General features: G+C 39.5%; 17 protein-coding genes. 11 read left to right on the forward strand and 6 right to left on the reverse strand.

Annotated features, from left to right (window positions below; genetic code table 11):
* Positions 1-203: 203 nt before the first annotated feature.
* The 4 genes from FTU13_RS05545 to FTU13_RS05560 all read left to right on the forward strand — a co-directional run bounded on the left by FTU13_RS05545 (position 204) and on the right by FTU13_RS05560 (position 5,851).
* The gene (locus tag FTU13_RS05545) at positions 204-653 is read left to right on the forward strand and encodes a GNAT family N-acetyltransferase (protein WP_078188654.1); all 450 of its coding nucleotides are present in this window, start codon (positions 204-206) and stop codon (positions 651-653) included.
* A gap of 173 nt (positions 654-826) precedes the next feature.
* Positions 827-1,594, forward strand: coding sequence for a hypothetical protein (locus tag FTU13_RS05550; protein WP_180128085.1), 768 nt, complete (start codon positions 827-829; stop codon positions 1,592-1,594).
* Between the two features lie 141 nt (positions 1,595-1,735).
* Positions 1,736-4,675 (forward strand): insulinase family protein, encoded by a 2,940-nt coding sequence (locus FTU13_RS05555; RefSeq protein ID WP_180128083.1) that lies wholly within the window; start codon positions 1,736-1,738, stop codon positions 4,673-4,675.
* An 18-nt stretch (positions 4,676-4,693) separates the two neighbouring features.
* The gene (locus FTU13_RS05560; RefSeq protein ID WP_180128081.1) at positions 4,694-5,851 is read left to right on the forward strand and encodes a phospholipase A; all 1,158 of its coding nucleotides are present in this window, start codon (positions 4,694-4,696) and stop codon (positions 5,849-5,851) included.
* 63 nt (positions 5,852-5,914) lie between these two features.
* Here the strand turns inward: FTU13_RS05560 and FTU13_RS05565 are convergent, their stop codons facing one another.
* The 4 genes from FTU13_RS05565 to ilvA all read right to left on the reverse strand — a co-directional run bounded on the left by FTU13_RS05565 (position 5,915) and on the right by ilvA (position 10,267).
* Positions 5,915-7,252 (reverse strand): TrkH family potassium uptake protein, encoded by a 1,338-nt coding sequence (locus FTU13_RS05565; RefSeq protein ID WP_168378596.1) that lies wholly within the window; start codon positions 7,250-7,252, stop codon positions 5,915-5,917.
* A 52-nt stretch (positions 7,253-7,304) separates the two neighbouring features.
* Positions 7,305-7,964, reverse strand: coding sequence for a TrkA family potassium uptake protein (locus FTU13_RS05570; RefSeq protein ID WP_078188649.1), 660 nt, complete (start codon positions 7,962-7,964; stop codon positions 7,305-7,307).
* Between the two features lie 104 nt (positions 7,965-8,068).
* Positions 8,069-8,557 (reverse strand): hypothetical protein, encoded by a 489-nt coding sequence (locus tag FTU13_RS05575; RefSeq protein ID WP_180128079.1) that lies wholly within the window; start codon positions 8,555-8,557, stop codon positions 8,069-8,071.
* A gap of 171 nt (positions 8,558-8,728) precedes the next feature.
* Positions 8,729-10,267, reverse strand: a complete 1,539-nt coding sequence (gene ilvA, locus FTU13_RS05580; RefSeq protein ID WP_180023764.1) for a threonine ammonia-lyase, biosynthetic — start codon at positions 10,265-10,267, stop codon at positions 8,729-8,731.
* Positions 10,268-10,374: 107 nt separating this feature from the next.
* Between ilvA and rpiA the strand changes: the two genes are divergently transcribed.
* On the forward strand, positions 10,375-11,046 hold the full coding sequence (rpiA, locus tag FTU13_RS05585) for a ribose-5-phosphate isomerase RpiA (protein WP_078188646.1): 672 nt from the start codon (positions 10,375-10,377) through the stop codon (positions 11,044-11,046).
* Positions 11,047-11,258: 212 nt separating this feature from the next.
* A complete protein-coding gene (locus FTU13_RS05590) occupies positions 11,259-11,936 on the forward strand; it encodes a SprT family zinc-dependent metalloprotease (RefSeq protein WP_180128077.1) in 678 nt (225 codons plus the stop codon).
* Positions 11,937-11,941: 5 nt separating this feature from the next.
* On the opposite strand, the gene FTU13_RS05595 is transcribed toward FTU13_RS05590, so the two are convergent.
* Complete coding sequence (locus FTU13_RS05595; protein WP_180128075.1) at positions 11,942-12,862, reverse strand: hypothetical protein; 921 nt, start codon at positions 12,860-12,862, stop codon at positions 11,942-11,944.
* Positions 12,863-13,076: 214 nt separating this feature from the next.
* Here FTU13_RS05595 and argC point away from each other — a divergent pair, with 214 nt between their 5' ends.
* The 5 genes from argC (at position 13,077) to FTU13_RS05620 (ending at position 18,109) form a co-directional block, all read left to right on the forward strand.
* The gene (argC, locus tag FTU13_RS05600; RefSeq protein WP_180084340.1) at positions 13,077-14,129 is read left to right on the forward strand and encodes an N-acetyl-gamma-glutamyl-phosphate reductase; all 1,053 of its coding nucleotides are present in this window, start codon (positions 13,077-13,079) and stop codon (positions 14,127-14,129) included.
* 79 nt (positions 14,130-14,208) lie between these two features.
* A complete protein-coding gene (locus FTU13_RS05605) occupies positions 14,209-14,958 on the forward strand; it encodes a hypothetical protein (protein ID WP_111883706.1) in 750 nt (249 codons plus the stop codon).
* 18 nt (positions 14,959-14,976) lie between these two features.
* The gene (clpS, locus tag FTU13_RS05610; RefSeq protein ID WP_078188641.1) at positions 14,977-15,390 is read left to right on the forward strand and encodes an ATP-dependent Clp protease adapter ClpS; all 414 of its coding nucleotides are present in this window, start codon (positions 14,977-14,979) and stop codon (positions 15,388-15,390) included.
* Positions 15,391-15,402: 12 nt separating this feature from the next.
* On the forward strand, positions 15,403-17,679 hold the full coding sequence (gene clpA / locus FTU13_RS05615) for an ATP-dependent Clp protease ATP-binding subunit ClpA (protein WP_078188640.1): 2,277 nt from the start codon (positions 15,403-15,405) through the stop codon (positions 17,677-17,679).
* 76 nt (positions 17,680-17,755) lie between these two features.
* Positions 17,756-18,109, forward strand: coding sequence for a YnfA family protein (locus FTU13_RS05620; RefSeq protein WP_180128218.1), 354 nt, complete (start codon positions 17,756-17,758; stop codon positions 18,107-18,109).
* Between the two features lie 47 nt (positions 18,110-18,156).
* Here FTU13_RS05620 and FTU13_RS05625 read toward each other — a convergent pair whose 3' ends face one another.
* Positions 18,157-18,633 (reverse strand): hypothetical protein, encoded by a 477-nt coding sequence (locus FTU13_RS05625; protein WP_180128073.1) that lies wholly within the window; start codon positions 18,631-18,633, stop codon positions 18,157-18,159.
* Positions 18,634-18,641: the final 8 nt, after the last annotated feature.

An 18,641-nucleotide genomic window follows, 5' to 3' on the forward strand; every position in this document is an offset into this window, starting at 1 on the left:
AAAATTCAATTAAAGGACAGGTGTGTATAAAAATCGGGCAAATCCATTATATTTTTACATTTTTTTTGAATTAGTTGCCGTTTTAATCAGCTTTGCTATTGTGCAAATCGAAAAATTTTACTTTTATAGAGCTATAGGGTGTTCAGACTGAATCAAGATGATTTGGTCATCATAAATAGATAACAGATTAAAAGTGTGAATATATGGAAATTACGATTCGTCCAGCAGAGCAACTTCCTGCTCAAATCGAAAATATTGCTGCTTTGGCGCAGCATGAAGGCTATACATTTATACACCGTTTAATTGAAGAATATCAAAGTGGTAAAAATCGTTTTGACCAAACGGGTGAGCAATTATTGCTTGCTTATGATGGCGATAAATTGATTGCTTGTGGCGGTTTAAATCAGCAATGGGGTGATACTGGTGTAGAAGAACGGATTGGACGAGTTCGCCGTTTCTATGTGCATCCGCAGTACCGTCAGCATGGCGTGGGTAAGCAGCTATTGGTGGAATTGGAAAAGGGTGCAAAAAAACACTTTTCTGCACTGTGCTTAAATACTGAGCTTAAAAATGCTGCCAAATTCTATCAAAAACAGAATTATGTCTATGTCGAAAGTCATCCAAATTATAATTATTTTAAATATCTGGTTTAGTTTTAAATACCAAAATAGACTCTAAATACTGTAAATGAAGCATCCGATATCGGATGCTTTTTTCTTGTGATAATTCTAAAAAAGAGCGCCTTATTTTAAGCAAAGTTTTAAGCAAAAATTCATTTTAGTTATCGAAGATATAAGCATCAAAATAACTGCATAGAGTGAAGTATATGCAAGTGCATGAGCTACAAAACTATGTTAAAAAAGTCCCTGAGATTACCGCACTGTTTTGGTTGACCAAAATTTTTGCGACCACCTTTGGTGAAACCAGTGGTGATGCATTGTCCATGTCCTTAAATTTGGGCTATCTACTCAGTACCTTTATTTTCGCAGGCATATTTATCAGTTTGCTGTATTTTCAAATACAGTCCAAAGTCTATAAACCTTATTTATATTGGGCCACGATTATTGCCAGTACAACGGTCGGTACGACTTTAGCGGATTTTGTAGATCGTTCTTTAGGGATTGGCTACTTGGGTGGTAGTTTGCTGTTGCTGAGTTTGGTGCTCATATCGCTTTTTAGTTGGTATCGAGTCGAAGGATCGATCAATCCAAGTGTAGTGAATTTGCCGCGAACACAGATCTTTTATTGGTTGACGATTACATTTTCTCAAACATTAGGTACGGCTTTGGGGGACTGGACTTCCGATAGTGCAGGATTAGGCTATAGCGGTGGCATTTGGCTATTTGGTGGTTTAATTCTATTGATGGCATTGTTGTACTTTTTTAGTCGGGTCTCAAAGACGATTTTATTTTGGGCTACTTTTGTATTGACACGTCCATTGGGCGCAGTTGTCGGCGATTTTTTAGATAAGCCAATCAGTTCAGGTGGATTGGATTTAAGTCGCTTTATGGCTTCCTTTGTATTGCTGTTGGCGATTGTGATTTGTGTCTATTGGTCAACTCGAAATGATAGGCAATCCATAAAACCAGTCTAAATGTTTTAGTGCGAAAACAAGTGATTTTTAAAATTAAAGTTCAAGTTGATTAAAACAGTTGGAAATGTCGTTTCGGTGAATCTAGTTGTGATTTTTTAAGGTATACTTTGCCTAATTTAAATGAATAGATTAGGAGCACACATGACTGTAGATGTCACTGAAACCATTTCTCAAACTGTACATCCCGCGTTTCAGTTGATTCGTCAACATCATGTTGAAGCTTTAGACATTTTAGTGTCTGAATATAAACACAAAGTGACTGGCGCAGTGCATTATCACTTAGCCACAAACCATGATGAAAATGTATTTTTAGTTGCCTTTCGTACGCAGCCGATGGATTCAAAAGGTGAGGCGCATATTCTTGAGCACACGGCACTGTGTGGCTCAGAAAAGTTCCCTGTACGTGACCCATTCTTTTTAATGATTCGTCGTTCCCTCAATACGTTTATGAATGCGTTTACCGCAGCGGATTGGACGGCATATCCATTTGCAACGCAAAACAAAAAAGATTTCCAAAACTTGTTAGAAGTTTATATGGATGCTGCTTTTGCTGCGAATTTGAACCCCCTTGATTTTGCGCAAGAAGGGATTCGTATTGAGCTAGAAAATGGCGAAGCTGTATATAAAGGCGTGGTATTTAATGAAATGAAAGGTGCAATGAGTTCACCTTCAGATCAGTTGTATCACCAACTTGCACATCATTTATTCCCAGAAACGACATATCATTACAACTCAGGCGGTGATCCGAAAGACATTCCTGACTTAAGCTATGAAGAGTTGGTAAGTTTCTACAAATCACATTATCACCCAAGTAATGCGGTGTTTATGACCTTTGGTAATGAGCCTGCATATAATTTACAAGAACAGTTTGAAACGCTTGCTTTGTCAAAATTTGAAAAAGGTCAAACGCTATATTCAAAACCTGAGCGCCGCTTAACTGCGCCTGTAACTGTAACTGAAACGTATGCAGTTGATGCTGAAGACCTCAAAGACAAAACCTATCATGTGCTTTCTTGGTTATTGCCTGAAGCAAGTAATATCAAATTACGTTTAGGGATGCGTTTGGTTGAGGGGGTATTGCTTGAAGATTCTGCTTCGCCATTACGTCATTACTTAGAAACCTGTGGTTATGCACAGTCTACTGGTCCATTCATGGGCGTAGATGACTCAAACTATGAAATGACGTTCTACTGTGCAATTCAAGGTTCCAACCCTGAGCATGCAGAACAATTTAAAAATGGCGTGTTTAAAGTATTAGAAGACGTTGCGGCTAAGCCTGTTGACCCGGCTTTAGTTGAGGCGATTTTGCATCAAATTGAATTGCATCAGCGTGAAATCAATGGTGATGGTACACCATATGGCCTAAGCTTAATTCTGAATGGTTTAAGCAGTGCGATTCACCATTCAGACCCTGTGGATGTCTGGGATGTGGATACGGCCATTGAACAAGTGAAGGAAGAGTTGAAAGACCCAATGTGGTTATCTAACTTAATCAAAACCTACTTGCTTGACAATCAACATCGTGTGCAATTAACTTTGGTTCCAGATGCTGAAAAAAATGCGTTGGAAGCGGCAGCAGAAAAAGCACGTTTAAAAGAAATTGTTGCGAACTTAACTGAAGCGCAAAAAGCAGAGATTATTGCGCAGACTGAAGCACTGAACATTCGTCAAGATACCCCAGATGATTTGAACCTATTGCCTAAAGTAGGTTTGGAAGACGTTCCTGCACAATTACAGATTGTACAAGGTCAATTACGCGAAATTATCAGTAATGGCTTGGATACGCCGTTAAATCTTTACCATGCAGGCACCAATGGTCTTTATTACCAACAAGTTTTGATTCAGATTCCTGATGAAGTGGTGCAATCGCCGTATTTCAATCTCTTATCGATTTTGATGGGTGAAGTTGGTGCAGGTGAATACGACTACTTAGAGCTACAACAGTTGCAAACAGCTGTGAGTGGCGGTTTAGGTATGGGCGCATCGCTGCGTTCAAAAGTGGACGATAAAGGTCAAATTAGTGCTTGGCTAACGTTGACCACTAAATCATTGGTGAATAATCTTGAAGCCATTCGCTTATTGAAATTGGCTTTTGAACAGCTACGTTTTGATGAGAAAAACCGTATCGTAGAGTTATTGCAACAACGTAAAGCACGTTGGCATTCACGTGTTTCTGGCTCTGGTCATAGCTATGCAATGCAAATTGCAGGTCGTCAACATAGTGCATTGGCGTTACGTGATTATCATAATACAGGCCTAGGCGCGCTGAACTGGTTGTCAGAACTTGTCAGCAAAATTGAGCAAGATGACACTGCTTATAATGCCTTGATTGATGAGCTTAAGTTAATTCATAACCGTTTGCTTAAAGCACCAAAACAATTCTTGGTGGTGTGTGAAGAACATCATTCAGACCGATTGGTTGAGGAAGTTCAAACCATTTGGGATAAAGTGGCGATTGATGATAACCCACATGCTTTAACTCAAGTGAATTTTGCAGATAGCAACAATGACGAAGCTTGGCTCATTCAAGCCAATGTTCAGTTCTGCGCTTCAGCATATCCTGCGGTGGAAGTGTCGCATCCTGATGCAGCACCTTTAATGATTTTGGCGGCTTATTTGCGTAATGGCTTCTTGCATAGCGCGATTCGTGAAAAAGGTGGTGCTTATGGTGGTGGTGCAAGCTATGACGGTAATGCATGTTCATTCCGTTTCTATAGCTACCGTGACCCACGTTTAGCTGAAACGTTTAAAGATTTTGACGCAAGTGTGCAGTGGCTACTGAATGCTGAACAACAACCGCATCAGCTAGAAGAAGCGATTTTGGGTCTAATTGCCAGCATGGATAAACCAGGGTCACCAGCGGGTGAAGCTATTACAGCTTGTTATGCTTTATTGCATAAACGCACTCCAGCTTTCCGTCAAATGTTACGTGAACGTCTTTTGAATGTGACTTTGGAAGATCTAAAACGTGTTGCTGTGGCGTACTTGGTTGAACAACAACCGACAAAAGCTGTGGTTGCACCGGTGGCTAAGCGAGATGCTTTGGTTGAGCTTGGTTTCGAAATAAAACAAGTGAATTAAAACAAAAAAGGGGTTTTTATGGCGTTCAAATCTCTTGAGCGTACGACATTGCAACTGAGCCTCATTGCGCTCAGTTCAATGTATGTCAATACTGTAAATGCACAAAATGCGGAAGTGGCTGTTAAACCAGCTACCGCTGAAGCATGTGTGGCACTTGAGTCAAATGCAGAGCGATTATCGTGTTATGACGCTTTGTTTAAAGTGCAACCTGGTGAAAAAGAAATGTTGGTTTCTGAGCGCCAAGCCGCCCAAGAAATTAAACCTGAGCCGACTGAAAAGCTGACTTTGAAAGAAAAAGTCAGTCATGCGTTTACGGACCGTTTATTTGCTGTAGAAGCACCGAACCTCAATCCAAATCTTTCATTATTGGATAGTCGTTGGGAGCTTTCTCCAGAAAGTAAATTGGGAACATGGAATATTCGCGGCTATCAACCTGTGTATTTAATGCCGGGATATTGGACATCGGATAAAAATGAACGTCCATCAAGCCCGAATGAAAACAACACGGTACAAGCCGATCAGGAACAAAACCTGAAATCGATGGAAGCCAAGTTCCAATTGTCATTAAAAACCAAAGCTGTTGAAAACTTATTTGGTGATAATGGTGATATCTGGTTGGGCTATACCCAGTCTTCTCGTTGGCAAGTCTATAACGAAGATGAATCTCGACCATTCCGTGAAACCAACTATGAACCTGAAGCCAGTCTGGTTTTTCGTACCAACTATGAACTCTTGGGTTTGAACTGGCGTATGCTGGGCTTAACCTTTAACCATCAGTCTAATGGACGTTCTGATCCCTTATCGCGGAGTTGGAACCGTGTCATGTTAAATCTTGGCTTTGAACGTGACAATTTTGCACTGATGTTACGTCCTTGGTATCGTTTCGAAGAAGATACCAAAGATGATAACAACCCAGATATTACCGATTATGTGGGACGTGGGGATTTAACAGCATTTTATCGTCATAAAGATCATGACTTTAGTTTAATGTTACGTCATTCACTGAAAGGTGGTGATGACTCACATGGTGCTGTGCAGTTTGATTGGACTTTCCCAATCAATGGTAAATTACGCGGCACAGTTCAATTGTTTGATGGCTATGGTGAAAGCCTGATTGACTATAACCATCGTGCAACCTATGTCGGTGTCGGTGTGTCATTAATGAATTGGTTCTAATGCTTCGCAAATAAAAAACCACGCTACGGCGTGGTTTTTTATGGCTGAGTGAAAATGTACAAATCAACCGATTTGGATCTCAGAAGGCGGGTGTTTTAAACGACTCTTCTTCGGTGTAGCAATCAGATAAGCTAGTGTTAAGGGTCCAAGGCGGCCTGCGAACATTAATAACATCAGGGCGACTAAACTGGCGGGTTGTAAGTCACTGGTAATGCCACGAGATAGGCCTACTGTACAGGCAGCGGACACTGCTTCAAAGAGTAAGTCTAAAAAGCGTTTGTCAGGTTCGAGTAGCAATAGACTGAAAAAACCAATGAAAATCAACGTCACTGTAATGAAAATCACTGCTAATGCTTTGAAGGTCGTTTTTTCTGAAACAGAATGGTTAAACACACGCAGTTCGTCTTCACGTCTTAAAAAACTGACCACACTGAGTACAACAATAATAAACGTCCCGACTTTGATGCCACCAGCTGTACTGAGAGAACCACCACCAATAAACATCAGTAACATCGTTACGAGTGATGATGCATCGCTCATGCTTTCCATAGGTAAGCTGTTAAAACCCGAAGAGCGCGGAACAGTTGCATGGAACCACGCGTTGAGGGCTTGGTCACCAAGTGACATCGTGGCTAGGGTAGCCGCATTATTGGCTTCTAATAACCAAATGGTGATGAAGGCAAAGACATTTAAGCCTGCAATGGTCGATAAAATCAGCTTGCTATTGGTACTGAGTTTTTTCCAACTTTTATTGCGCTTAATGTCCATTAGTACCAAAAAGCCGATACCCCCAATAATATAAAGCATACTGATGGTAAACGTAATGAAATAACGGTCAGCAAAGCTCATTAAACTATTGGGAAATAATGAAAACCCACCATTATTAAATGCTGAAACACTATAAAAGGCAGCATAAAACAGGGCCTGGTTAAAATTGTATTCTTGCATCCAAGCGATGGTCAAAATAACCGTTCCCACCATTTCAAAAAATAGCGAATACAGCAGTACGCCTTTGATGGTCATGGTCACTTTGGCAAGGCTGGTTTGTCCAATAGTTTCTTGAGCCATAATTTGTTGTTTTAGCCCAATTTTAGGGGACAAACTCATAGCGGCCAATATCGCAAAGGTCATAAAGCCGAGACCGCCGCATTGTAGTAAACCCATAATCACGACTTTACCAAACACAGTATAGGCTTCGCCGACATTTACAACCGAAAGTCCTGTAATGGTTACGGCTGAGGTCGCTGTAAAGAGGGCATTGATCCAACTTAAATCGCCATGATGTGAATAAGGGAGTTTTAACAGCAAGGTGCCAATGATAATAAGCCCAAGAAAACCCAATGCCAAAATACTGGGTGGGCTGAGATTAATGGTATTACGCTGTTTATTGTGCAGTTTCATGTTTTTCTACTGTCATCTTGCGTGATTATGTACAAAAGGAGCAAGACGCTGATTACAAAGTTGCTTTAAAGTGTTTAGCCAGTCGACGTAAATGTTCGAGTAAACCTTCAACCACTAAAATATCGCCTGTTTGTAAAATCAGGTTCGGATCTAAACTATATTGAAGCTCGGTGCCACGTTTATGCAAAATCGTCTTCACTTCTGGGACATGATCCATAATTTGATTTAGACGCGTGCCTTGTTGTGATTCTTTAATTTCAACTTTCACCAAATAATGATCATCTTCGAGTACCATGTAGCGGCTCACCATTGGATAACTCAGTGACTGGGCAACACGGACACCCATATCTTCTTCAGGATGGATGATTTTGCTGATGCCTAAATGGGTTAAAATCATGTGATGCGCTTTGGACTTGGCTTTGGCCCAAATTTTATTGATCCCCATGTTTTTAAGATGGAGCACACATAAGATGCTGGCTTCAATATCTTCACCAATTGCGACAACGACGGCTTCACAATTTTGAATATTGAGTTCTTGTAAAACGTGCTCATCTGTTGCATCAGCAATCACTGCATGGGTCAGTTGGTCCGAAATACTTTCAACAAACTTTTTGTTGCTATCGATTCCAATGACATCGTGTTTTAAACCCATGAGTTCAGTGGCTACAGTTGCGCCAAAACTTCCTAAGCCAATCACAGCGAATTGAGCCATGCCGTATTCCTAAATTATTCTAAAGTTATTGAATATGTTGATGTTAGCTTGTTCAGCCTAGAGCGGCTATGAAAATTTACATAATCCATCTAAACCGAAAAGCTTTAATTTTTAATTTCTTCAGCGTTTTGATAGGCATAAAGTTCAGCAATATTGGGGCAATTATCCATAACCTGTTGATATTTAAAAATTTCATAGCCTAGTTTATTTTTTAGAATATATTGAAATTGATGTTGATCTTCTTTAATGACTTTTAGAGTGGCTTTACGAACAAGCTCAGAATTGTTCTTTAAACGGTTTAAGCCATCGCATGAAAATTCACGGATGATGGCTTGAACAGGTTCTGGAGCAGTTTGATCACTTAGCTCATCAAAGCGAATATATACAATGTAATTTGGATATTGATTCAACATTTCAGCCTGCGCGGTATAGCCGTAAATATTTTCTAGATTTTGCGTACGTAACTGATTTGGAATTTGTTTCATACTTTGACGAATCTTATCTTCCTCTTGCTTAAGTTGATAAGCCGGATATGCATAAAAATATCCACCTAAACCCACAATGGCGATCATAAATAAGGCATAAATATTCAATTTTAATTATCCATTTTTTTATTTTCAATGGATTATAGGGCGTGGTGAATTTAACAACAATGACAGCGTTGATGAATTAAATTAATGAATATGTTTATTTTGATGTAGAAAAGAATTGATGCAAATAAAAAAGCTGGAATCTAGATCCCAGCTTTTTTATAGAAGTTTTATTTATTTCAAGAAACGTTGATAACCGAGGTTATTGGTAATCTCAACATATGGATAGGTAATATTTTCCAATGTTTCAATTAAACCATCTGGGTTTTGTTTCGCATCCGTTGCTTCCATACCCACCAATACACGACCTTCAGCAGCACCGTGGTTACGGTAATGGAATAGGGTGATGTTATGGGTCGGACCAAGACGTTCTAAGAAAGTCAGTAGTGCGCCCGGACGTTCTGGGAATTCCACGCGGAATAGGCGTTCATTTTCAATGTCTGCATGTCCGCCAATTAAATAACGGATATGAAGCTTAGCGACTTCATCATCAGAAAGATCATCTACATCGTATTGGAATTTTAAAGTTTCAAAAATTTCCTGACGTTCTTTCTCCCCATTTTTGAGACTGATTCCCACAAAGACTTGAGCAGCAGAAGAATTACTAGCGCGGTAGTTAAATTCAGTGATGTTACGGCCTTGTAGTGCGCGGCAGAATTGGAGGAATGAACCTTTTTCTTCTGGAATGGTCACAGCAAAGATCGCTTCTTTGCGTTCACCCAGTTCAGTACGTTCCGCAATGTAGCGCAGACGGTCAAAGTTCATATTGGCGCCGCATACAATCGACACCATATTTTTGCCTTCTAGACCATGCTCTGCAACATACTTCTTGATACCTGCAAGCGCCATTGCACCAGATGGTTCAACAATGCTACGGCATTCATCAAAGGTATCTTTAATCGCTGCACAGATTTCATCTGTATTTACCAGTACAACTTCACGCTCAACAATTGGGCCTGAGTTATCTGATTTTTGTAGCTGAATCACTTCAAATGGTTTTTCACCAATTTGTGCAACTGCTGTACCGTCGGCAAATAAACCTACAGATGGCAGAATGACACGTTCATTGGCTTCAAATGCTGCTTTTAAACATGCTGATTCATCATATTCAACAGGAATGACTTTAACGTGAGGTGCCACATCACCTAAGTAAGCGGCTACACCGGCAATGAGACCGCCACCGCCCACAGCAACGAAGACATAATCCACATCACGCCATTGACGCAAAATTTCGTTGGCAATGGTTCCTTGACCGGCCATAACGAGTTCGTCGTCATAAGGTGGAATAAAGGTCATACCTTCATCTTTTGCACATTGGATTGCGTATTTATTGGCTACGTCAAAAGAATCGCCATGCAGAACCACTTCACCGCCTAAGCGTTTAACCGCTTGTACTTTAATGTCTGGTGTGGTTTTAGGCATAACGATAATGGCGCGAATACCCAACTTTTTACCAGATAACGCCACGCCTTGAGCATGGTTACCTGCAGAAGCAGTAATAACGCCACGTTCCAACTGAGATTTCGGTAATTGACTAATACGGTTGTAGGCACCGCGTAGCTTGAAAGAAAAGACAGGTTGTAAATCTTCGCGTTTAAAGCGAATGTTATTGTTTAGTTTTTCACTAATTCGTGGCGCTGCTTCGAGTGGGGTTTCGATTGCAACGTCATAGACCGTTGCCTGTAATATTTGTCGAACCAAACGAGACAGCATGTTAATTTTCCATCTAACAGTTTAAAATAAGCGTTCATTGTAACAAACACCCGTACATTTGGGCTGTAAAATCAGCAACAAATGTCAAAAAATAGTTGAGCCAAGTTATGAGTCTGTATGCTACCCAAGATGAAAAGAAACAAGCTGCCGCAAAAGCTGCATTAAAGCATTTGCCAAAGGGCGGTATTTTGGGTGTAGGTACAGGAAGTACTGTGAACTTCCTCATCGAATTATTGCCAGAGCTTCAACTCGAAGCTGCGGTTGCCAGTTCTGAAGCAACTGCACAACGTTTGAAAAAATTAGGCATTGAAGTGGTTGATATGAACCATGTTGGTGGTTTAGATGCATATGTGGATGGCGCAGATGAAATCGACCGTCATATGCACATGATTAAAGGCGGCGGCGCTGCGTTGACTCGTGAAAAAATCGTGGCGTCTATTGCGAAAAAATTCGTTTGTATCGTAGATGATTCTAAATGGGTTGATCAGTTGGCACGTGAATTTCCGCTTCCTGTAGAAGTGATTCCAATGGCACGTTCTGCTGTTGCTCGTAAAATTGTCTCTTTAGGCGGCGACCCTGTGTACCGTGAAGGCGTAGTAACTGATAACGGTAATGTAATTTTAGACGTACACAACTTAAATATCTTAAATGCTTTAGAGCTTGAAAAGACTTTGAATGACATTCCGGGTGTAGTGTGTAACGGTATCTTTGCATTAAACAAAGCAGATATTGCTGTTGTTGCGACCGATAACGGTATTGAAGAGCGTACAGCGGTTTAATCTATAGAAAATTTAATTGTAAATTGAGTTTCGATTTATATTAAATTTCTAATGGAAGTTCCCTCTCCTTTGAGGAGAGGGTTAGGGAGAGGTCAATTTAAAAGTCCCCTCATCCTAACCTTCTCCCTAAGGGAGAAGGGACTCCTAATATATTTTTGAAAATATTTAAAATTCAATTTTATGCATTATTAATAAGCTTCTAAAAAGAATAAATGACACCAAACCTTCCTGAAATTCAAATCACTCGAAAATTACGTGCCACACGCTTAAGATTGCGAGTAGAACCAACTCAAATTAAATTAACAGTGCCGCAATTTTGTACACAGCGCCAAGTGCAAGATTTTCTGAAACAATCAGAACAATGGATGATTGAGACATGGCAGAAGCAGCAGGAAAAAGCAGGGCTGCAGGATCGAAGTCTGCCAATAAAATTAAAGTTATTTAATTTAGAACAACCGTTAATGGTTGTTTATCAAACGCAAAAACATTCATTTATCTTGGATGACGAAAGCCATCAACTATTCATCAGTGATCGACAGCCTGAGCAATATTTAAAAAGCTTTGTGATTGCTTATGCCAAAGAGTATTTACCAATTTATTTAAAGCAAGTGAGCAGTGAAACAGGCTTGAAATATGGTGAGTGCTCGATTCGTCAGCCCAAAACGCGCTGGGGAAGCTGTTCAGCGCGCCATGATATTATGCTGAATAGCGCATTGGTGCTGTTTCCAGAGCAAGTTGCACGATATGTGGCTGTACATGAGTTGGCACATACTAAACATTTTGACCATAGTTCAAATTTTTGGGCTGAAGTTCAAAAACATGATGTTAATTTTCAGCAGCATCGGAAAATACTAAAAACGACGCCAATGCCTTGGTGGTGGATTAAATAAATATTTTAAAATGGTAAATCGTCGATATCCTCTATTTTTACATCTGCGTGTTGTGAAATTTCAAAAAGTAATTCATCTGAAATATCTTGATATGTCGTAATTGCTATATAAGGTCTATCAAGTTTATCTTTTGAAATATGAATGTCTTTAACATCGAAGGTAATTGTTATCATTTGAATAAATTTATCAAGATTATGTCCAAATGTGTCTTTTCCTAAAGTAATAAATTTATGGAAAGATAATTTATTTATCTCATTTTTCAGATTTTTGTTTTGTGTGCGAGAGTTATGTGCCCTGAAAGAGTTAGGCTGTTTGCTAAAAATAGCTTCTTTTAAACTATTGATGTCTGACCTCAATATATTAAAAAACTCTTTTTCTTCAAAAGTGGACGAGTCTTGAAGTGTTGCAGGACTTGTAATTGATAAAAGTTTTATTATTGAATTAACACTTTTACCTTCATTTACAGCAGATGTAGTTTCCTCTAAGACTTTTTGAATTGATTTTTGGTCGGACAGAACATCACGATAATCTAAACCGTTTCGATATTCTGTGTAACGGAACATATTAATGTCAAAAATTTTAGGAGTACCAATTTCCTGAACTAATATGGTTGGTTTATCAAACGCTTGCCTTAAGCCTAGTTCAAACAGTACATTGGGATTGCGAGTGCTTAAATCACATATTGCCATAGGAGATTCTAGTAGTTTTTGCAAAATATCTAAATGAATTAGATTTGCTTGGGTAACATCATCTGCACGAACAGGTTTATAACCAGCTGCTATACAAGCAGGTGCGAATATATCTTCATATACTCGCTTGAAGTGACCATTTTTATAATCAGGGTGGTCAGCAATAGGCATAATGATGAAACAATCATTATTAGTTTGCGGTGCTTGTTGGGGTTGTTGATGTATGTTTTTTGTCATGATTTAAGCGGTTATAAAATTATATTAAGAGTATAAAAGAAAAAGATTATTTTTAAATAGATCTGTTTTATTGAATTTTTTGATTGTTTCTATTTGATTTTAATATTTTTATTACTAAAACAAAATTCAGTCAAATACCCTCCAAAACAGTTCAGAAATCCCCAACTTCCTGTCATACTACGCAGTCATCAAATGGATACTTTGAATAGAGGTAATGAGCGTGATTTCAGTAGGTATTGTCGGCGGTACAGGTTACACAGGTGTTGAATTACTGCGTATTTTACTGCGACACCCAAATGCGGAAGTGAAAGTTTTAACTTCGCGTACTGAAAATGGCCGCCGTGTGGATGATATGTTCCCAAGTTTGCGTGGACATACAGACCTTTGCTATTCGGATCTAAATATTGAAGAACTAAAACAATGTGACGTTGTATTTTTTGCGACGCCGCATGGTGTAGCAATGAAACACGCAGAAGAGTTAGTTGCTGCAAATACTAAAGTGATTGACCTTGCTGCTGATTTCCGTTTACAAGACTTAGCTCAATTTGAAAAATGGTATGGCCTAGACCATGCTTGCCCAGAATTATTAAAAGATTCAGTTTACGGTTTGTCTGAATTAAACCGTGAAAAAATTCAAAAGGCTTCAGTGATTGGTAACCCAGGTTGTTACCCAACAACTGTTCAGCTCGGTTTAGCGCCAGTATTAAAAGCTGAAGGATTAGTGAAACCTGAAAGCATTATTATTGATGCAAAATCAGGTGTGTCTGGTGCAGGTCGTAAAGCCAGCCTGGGTATGATCTATTCTGAAAATGCAGATAACTTTAAAGCTTATGGTGTAGCGGGTCACCGTCATCATCCTGAAATTGTAGAAGCCTTAGAAAATATTTCAGGTCAAAAAGGTGTGTTTAACGAAATTTTATTCGTACCGCATTTAGTACCGATGATTCGTGGCATGCTCAGCACTATCTATATTGATTTAACAGACGCAGGTGCTTCTGCGGATTTACAAAGCATATATGAACAGTTCTATGCTAATGAGCAGTTTGTAGATGTTATGCCCGCAGGAAGCTCACCTGAAACACGTACTGTGCGTGGTGCGAACCAATTACGTATTGCGATTTGCAAACCTCAGCCGAAAAAATTAGTGATTTTGGTGGCTCAAGACAACTTGGTGAAAGGTGCAGCAGGTCAAGCCGTACAAAATATGAACTTGATGTTTAGTTTTGCTGAAAATGCAGGACTTCAAGGCATTGGTTTATTACCATAAGAAACGATTTAAAACTTCACACACATTTAAAACTGGATTTAAATGTGTGCCTTGAGTGAACTAAAAATAAGAGATGATGATGTCGAATACAGAATCTAATTTCAAGTCAGAACCTGAAAACAGTGAAAAAACGCCTTTTATGAAGACGAATATGCCACTGGCGATTGGTGCAGTTGTACTTGCATTGAGCAGCGGTTTTCTCGGATATAGTATCGGTCATCGTCAGGGCTTAACTGTGGTCGGATATGATGCAGATGCAGAGCAACTTGTTGATGTAGTGCAAAAGCAAAAAACTGAATTAGCAGGCCTGAATAAAAGTTTGAATGCGGCAATCCAAGAGCGTGATGTCGCTGTAAGTAATTCAAATGATTTATATTTGGCTGTTAAAAAAGCACGTGATGATCAAGAGTTAACAGGTAATTTGGGTGTTTTGTATCGTGAAGTATTGCGCCAACGTGGTGGTATGCCGCTTGCAGTACAACATTTAGCGATTAAACCATTACCTGAAAATGCGTATGAATACCAACTTGATCTCGTTCAAGTAAGTCCGTCAAAAAGTAATGTATCTGGAAGTGTTGAGCTGCGTCTAATTAAGGGTACAGAAGTACTTGTAGTGCCTTTAGAAGACAAAAACTTTAACTTTAGCGAAAGTGAGCGACTCACTGGACGTTGGACCATGCCAAAAGGCTTTAGTCCAGACTTTATTGAAGTGCGTTTAAGCGGTTCTAAACCCGTTATTCGCCGTTTTAGCTGGTCGAAAGGTCAGCCTGTTGAAAATCAATCTGCCTTCCTTTCAGAAATTCCTCAAACTGAAGCAAGTGCAAACTAAGTGTGAAACCTAAATCCTATGCGAACCAATAAGCGTCAAACGTGTTTATCTGACATTAAAAATTCATTTTACCAATCTGGTTTAGTGGACTGGCATCTAAACCCGACTCTCAGCCAAGGTACGCAGGATGATGGTGATTCAGACATTCAAGTATTGACTGCGCCACCTGAGTTAAAGCGTCCTCCTATGTATGCTGTCGTTTTAATGAACGATGATTACACCCCAATGGACTTTGTAATTGAAATTTTACAACAATACTTTGCTTTGAATCTTGACCAAGCCACTCAAGTAATGCTAACTGTACATTATGAAGGAAAGGGTGTTGCAGGGGTTTATCCGCGAGACATCGCAGAGACTAAAGCAAATCAGGTCAATAATTACGCTCGGTCGCAAAGTCATCCATTACTTTGTCAGATTGAGCCAAAAGATTAATAAGGGGATTACATGCTCAGTCGTCAATTAGAAGTATCACTACGTTTGGCTGTCAGCATGGCTCGTCAAAAGAGACATGAATTTTTGACGGTAGAACATTTATTATTGGCTTTACTGGATAATGATTCCGCTGTTAATGCATTGAAAGCATGTGGCGCAGACATTATTGTGCTTCGCAAAGAACTTGAAGAATACGTAGAACAACATACCCCTAAGCTTGGCGAAAATAGCGATCAAGCACCACATCCTACAGAAAGTTTTGATCGCATTTTGCAACGTGCAATTTTCCATGTGCAATCGAGTGGTAATGACCGCACTGTAGAAGGTGCAGACATTTTAGTTGCGATGTATTCAGAGCGTGATTCATTTGCGGTGTATTTACTTAAACGCCATCAAATCAACCGTTTGACATTAACGCAGTATTTGTCACATGGCACACGTAAAGATGAAGTCCAAGCCGAAGAAGAAATCGAAGAGCTCGATGGTGAAAGCACCACGTCTTCAAATTCTGGCCCATTAGAGCTTTATACGACCAATCTCAATGTTGAAGCTCAAAAAGGCAAAACAGATCCACTGATTGGTCGTGAAAAAGAGATTGAACGTACAGCTCAAATTCTATGCCGTCGCCGTAAAAACAACCCACTTTTGGTGGGTGATCCGGGTGTAGGTAAAACTTCGATTGCTGAAGGATTGGCTTGGCTCATTGTAAATGGTAAAGCACCTAAACCGCTTGAAAATGCAGAAGTGTTTAGTTTAGACATTGGTGCTTTAGTCGCTGGAACTAAATACCGTGGTGATTTTGAAAAGCGTTTAAAACAACTGCTAAATGCCTTGAAGAAAAAGCCCGAAGCTATTTTATTTATTGATGAAATTCACATGATCATCGGTGCAGGCTCAAGTATGGGTAGCACGATGGATGCATCGAACCTCATCAAACCAGCTTTGGCGAATGGTACTTTACGTTGTATCGGTTCAACGACTTTCCAAGAATACCGTCAAGTTTTTGAAAAAGATCATGCATTATCTCGTCGTTTCCAAAAAATTGATGTCAATGAACCATCTATTTCAGAAACGATTGATATTCTGCGTGGCTTAAAAGGCAAATTTGAAGAATTCCATCATGTGAAATACGAAGATCAAGCGTTGGTTTCTGCGGTTGAACTATCAGCGAAATTTATCAATGATCGTTTCTTACCTGATAAAGCCATTGATGTGATTGATGAAGCTGGTGCGCAGCGTCGTTTAAAAGCTGAGCAAGATGATACAGTCATTTCAGTTGAAAACATTGAAGATATCGTTTCGAAAATTGCGCGTATTCCACCGAAAACTGTCTCTAAAGATGACAAGAGCGTTCTTGAAAATCTTGAACGTGATCTGAAACGTGTGGTGTTTGGTCAAGATGAAGCGATTGAAGCGCTTGCATCTGCGATTAAATTATCTCGTGCAGGTCTTAAAGCGCCAGATAAGCCAGTGGGTAATTTTGTCTTTGCAGGTCCTACAGGTGTGGGTAAAACTGAAGTCACTAAGCAATTGGCGAAATTGTTAGGCGTTGAACTTGTACGTTTCGATATGTCGGAATACATGGAACGTCATGCCGTATCTCGTTTAATTGGTGCGCCTCCGGGTTATGTAGGTTTTGATCAAGGTGGTTTGTTGACCGATGCGATTCATAAAAATCCGCATTGCGTACTTTTACTAGACGAAATTGAGAAAGCACATCCAGATGTCTTTAATTTGTTACTTCAAATTATGGATCATGGTTCATTAACGGATAACAATGGTCGTAAGTCTGACTTCCGTAACGTCGTGTTAGTACTGACTACCAATATTGGTGCAGAATCAATTTCACGTGTGAGCATTGGTTTCATGGATCAAGATAACAGTAATGATAACCAAGACGCGATGAAAAAAGCCTTCTCTCCAGAGTTCCGTAACCGTTTAGATGGTGTCATTCAATTTAAAGCATTGCCAACAACCGTTATTGAAAGTGTGGTTGATAAGTTCTTAACAGAGCTTCAGGCACAGTTAGATGATAAGAAAGTGGTTCTTGAAGTTGATCAAGATGCACGCGAATGGATGGCCGAGCAAGGATATGATCGCTTGATGGGCGCGCGTCCAATGCAGCGTTTAATCCAAGAGCATTTGAAAAAACCGCTTGCTGAAATGATTTTGTTTGGTGAACTTGCGGAACATGGCGGAAATGTTGCTGTTTCAGTGAAGAAAGAAAATGGCAAAGCTGTGGGCTTAAAACTCGAAGTGTTTGAAGACCAAACCGCTGAACCTGCTTAAGCAATTTATTTAACAAAAACCCGTGCTTGCACGGGTTTTTTATATTTATTCGACGCTAGATTTGGGTTTCTCAATGATGGACATACCATTAACAAAAGTGCTGACCACATTTGGTTTATTTGCACTGACAGCACTGATGGAAATTTTAGGCTGTTACTTCCCATATTTGATTTTAAATCAGCAAAAATCGCAGTGGTTGTGGATTCCAACAGCGCTTGCATTGGCTACATTTGTTTGGTTGTTGACGTTGCATCCAGCAGCTTCGGGTCGTATCTATGCAGCCTATGGCGGAATCTACATTTTCTCTGCATTGCTGTGGTTGCGTTTTGTCGATCACGTAGTTCTAACACGTTGGGATATGCTAGGTGGCGTCATTGTGTTGGTGGGCGCAGCTGTGATTGTATTACAGCCTCAAGGTTTAATTCGTTAAGTTAAACAATGCAAAAGTTAAACCAAGAGCTGTAAGAAATTAGATATTTATTTAAATTTGCACTCTGTATTTTTAATGATAATTTCGTATTGATTGCTACCCGAGCTTAGATCCATTTCAATTTTATATGGACTAACACGTTGAAATTGATGCTCGAATAGTAATTCACAGTTTTGGAGTGAATTATGCTTGATGAGTTGCTTCACCTTATGTTCACCGACTGATTGTTCAAATTGCGCAAAATCAGGGGTAGTGATAATACCATCAATTTCAATCTTATCCGCTTCAATTTCCATTTTTTCCATCAACATATTCTGATCAACTTGATAGGGAAGAGTGCGTGAATCTTCATCACTAATGGCAGCCAGTATTTCGTTTAAACCTGTTTTATTTTTAATTTTAAAATTGCTATCTAAAATCTGATTTTTCACCAAGTATTGATCTAATTCACTTGGTTCACCAGCAAAGCTAAAAGTAGATAAGCTCAATCCAAGAGCCAATAAGCAAATATTTCTTAAACGCATAATCTTAA

This window comes from Acinetobacter sp. YH12064, from assembly GCF_013419735.1.
GTDB lineage: Bacteria > Pseudomonadota > Gammaproteobacteria > Pseudomonadales > Moraxellaceae > Acinetobacter > Acinetobacter amyesii.

Excerpts from the sequence above, each read along its gene's own strand:
- ilvA (WP_180023764.1), bottom strand. The coding sequence starts at position 10,267 with ATGCTGTCTCGTTTGGTTCGACAAATATTACAGGCAACGGTCTATGAC.
- FTU13_RS05555 (WP_180128083.1), top strand. The coding sequence starts at position 1,736 with ATGACTGTAGATGTCACTGAAACCATTTCTCAAACTGTACATCCCGCG.
- clpA (WP_078188640.1), top strand. The coding sequence starts at position 15,403 with ATGCTCAGTCGTCAATTAGAAGTATCACTACGTTTGGCTGTCAGCATG.
- FTU13_RS05545 (WP_078188654.1), top strand. The coding sequence starts at position 204 with ATGGAAATTACGATTCGTCCAGCAGAGCAACTTCCTGCTCAAATCGAA.
- FTU13_RS05550 (WP_180128085.1), top strand. The coding sequence starts at position 827 with ATGCAAGTGCATGAGCTACAAAACTATGTTAAAAAAGTCCCTGAGATT.
- rpiA (WP_078188646.1), top strand. The coding sequence starts at position 10,375 with ATGAGTCTGTATGCTACCCAAGATGAAAAGAAACAAGCTGCCGCAAAA.
- FTU13_RS05625 (WP_180128073.1), bottom strand. The coding sequence starts at position 18,633 with ATGCGTTTAAGAAATATTTGCTTATTGGCTCTTGGATTGAGCTTATCT.
- clpS (WP_078188641.1), top strand. The coding sequence starts at position 14,977 with ATGCGAACCAATAAGCGTCAAACGTGTTTATCTGACATTAAAAATTCA.
- FTU13_RS05620 (WP_180128218.1), top strand. The coding sequence starts at position 17,756 with ATGGACATACCATTAACAAAAGTGCTGACCACATTTGGTTTATTTGCA.
- FTU13_RS05595 (WP_180128075.1), bottom strand. The coding sequence starts at position 12,862 with ATGACAAAAAACATACATCAACAACCCCAACAAGCACCGCAAACTAAT.
- FTU13_RS05590 (WP_180128077.1), top strand. The coding sequence starts at position 11,259 with ATGACACCAAACCTTCCTGAAATTCAAATCACTCGAAAATTACGTGCC.
- argC (WP_180084340.1), top strand. The coding sequence starts at position 13,077 with ATGAGCGTGATTTCAGTAGGTATTGTCGGCGGTACAGGTTACACAGGT.
- FTU13_RS05560 (WP_180128081.1), top strand. The coding sequence starts at position 4,694 with ATGGCGTTCAAATCTCTTGAGCGTACGACATTGCAACTGAGCCTCATT.
- FTU13_RS05570 (WP_078188649.1), bottom strand. The coding sequence starts at position 7,964 with ATGGCTCAATTCGCTGTGATTGGCTTAGGAAGTTTTGGCGCAACTGTA.
- FTU13_RS05605 (WP_111883706.1), top strand. The coding sequence starts at position 14,209 with ATGTCGAATACAGAATCTAATTTCAAGTCAGAACCTGAAAACAGTGAA.
- FTU13_RS05565 (WP_168378596.1), bottom strand. The coding sequence starts at position 7,252 with ATGAAACTGCACAATAAACAGCGTAATACCATTAATCTCAGCCCACCC.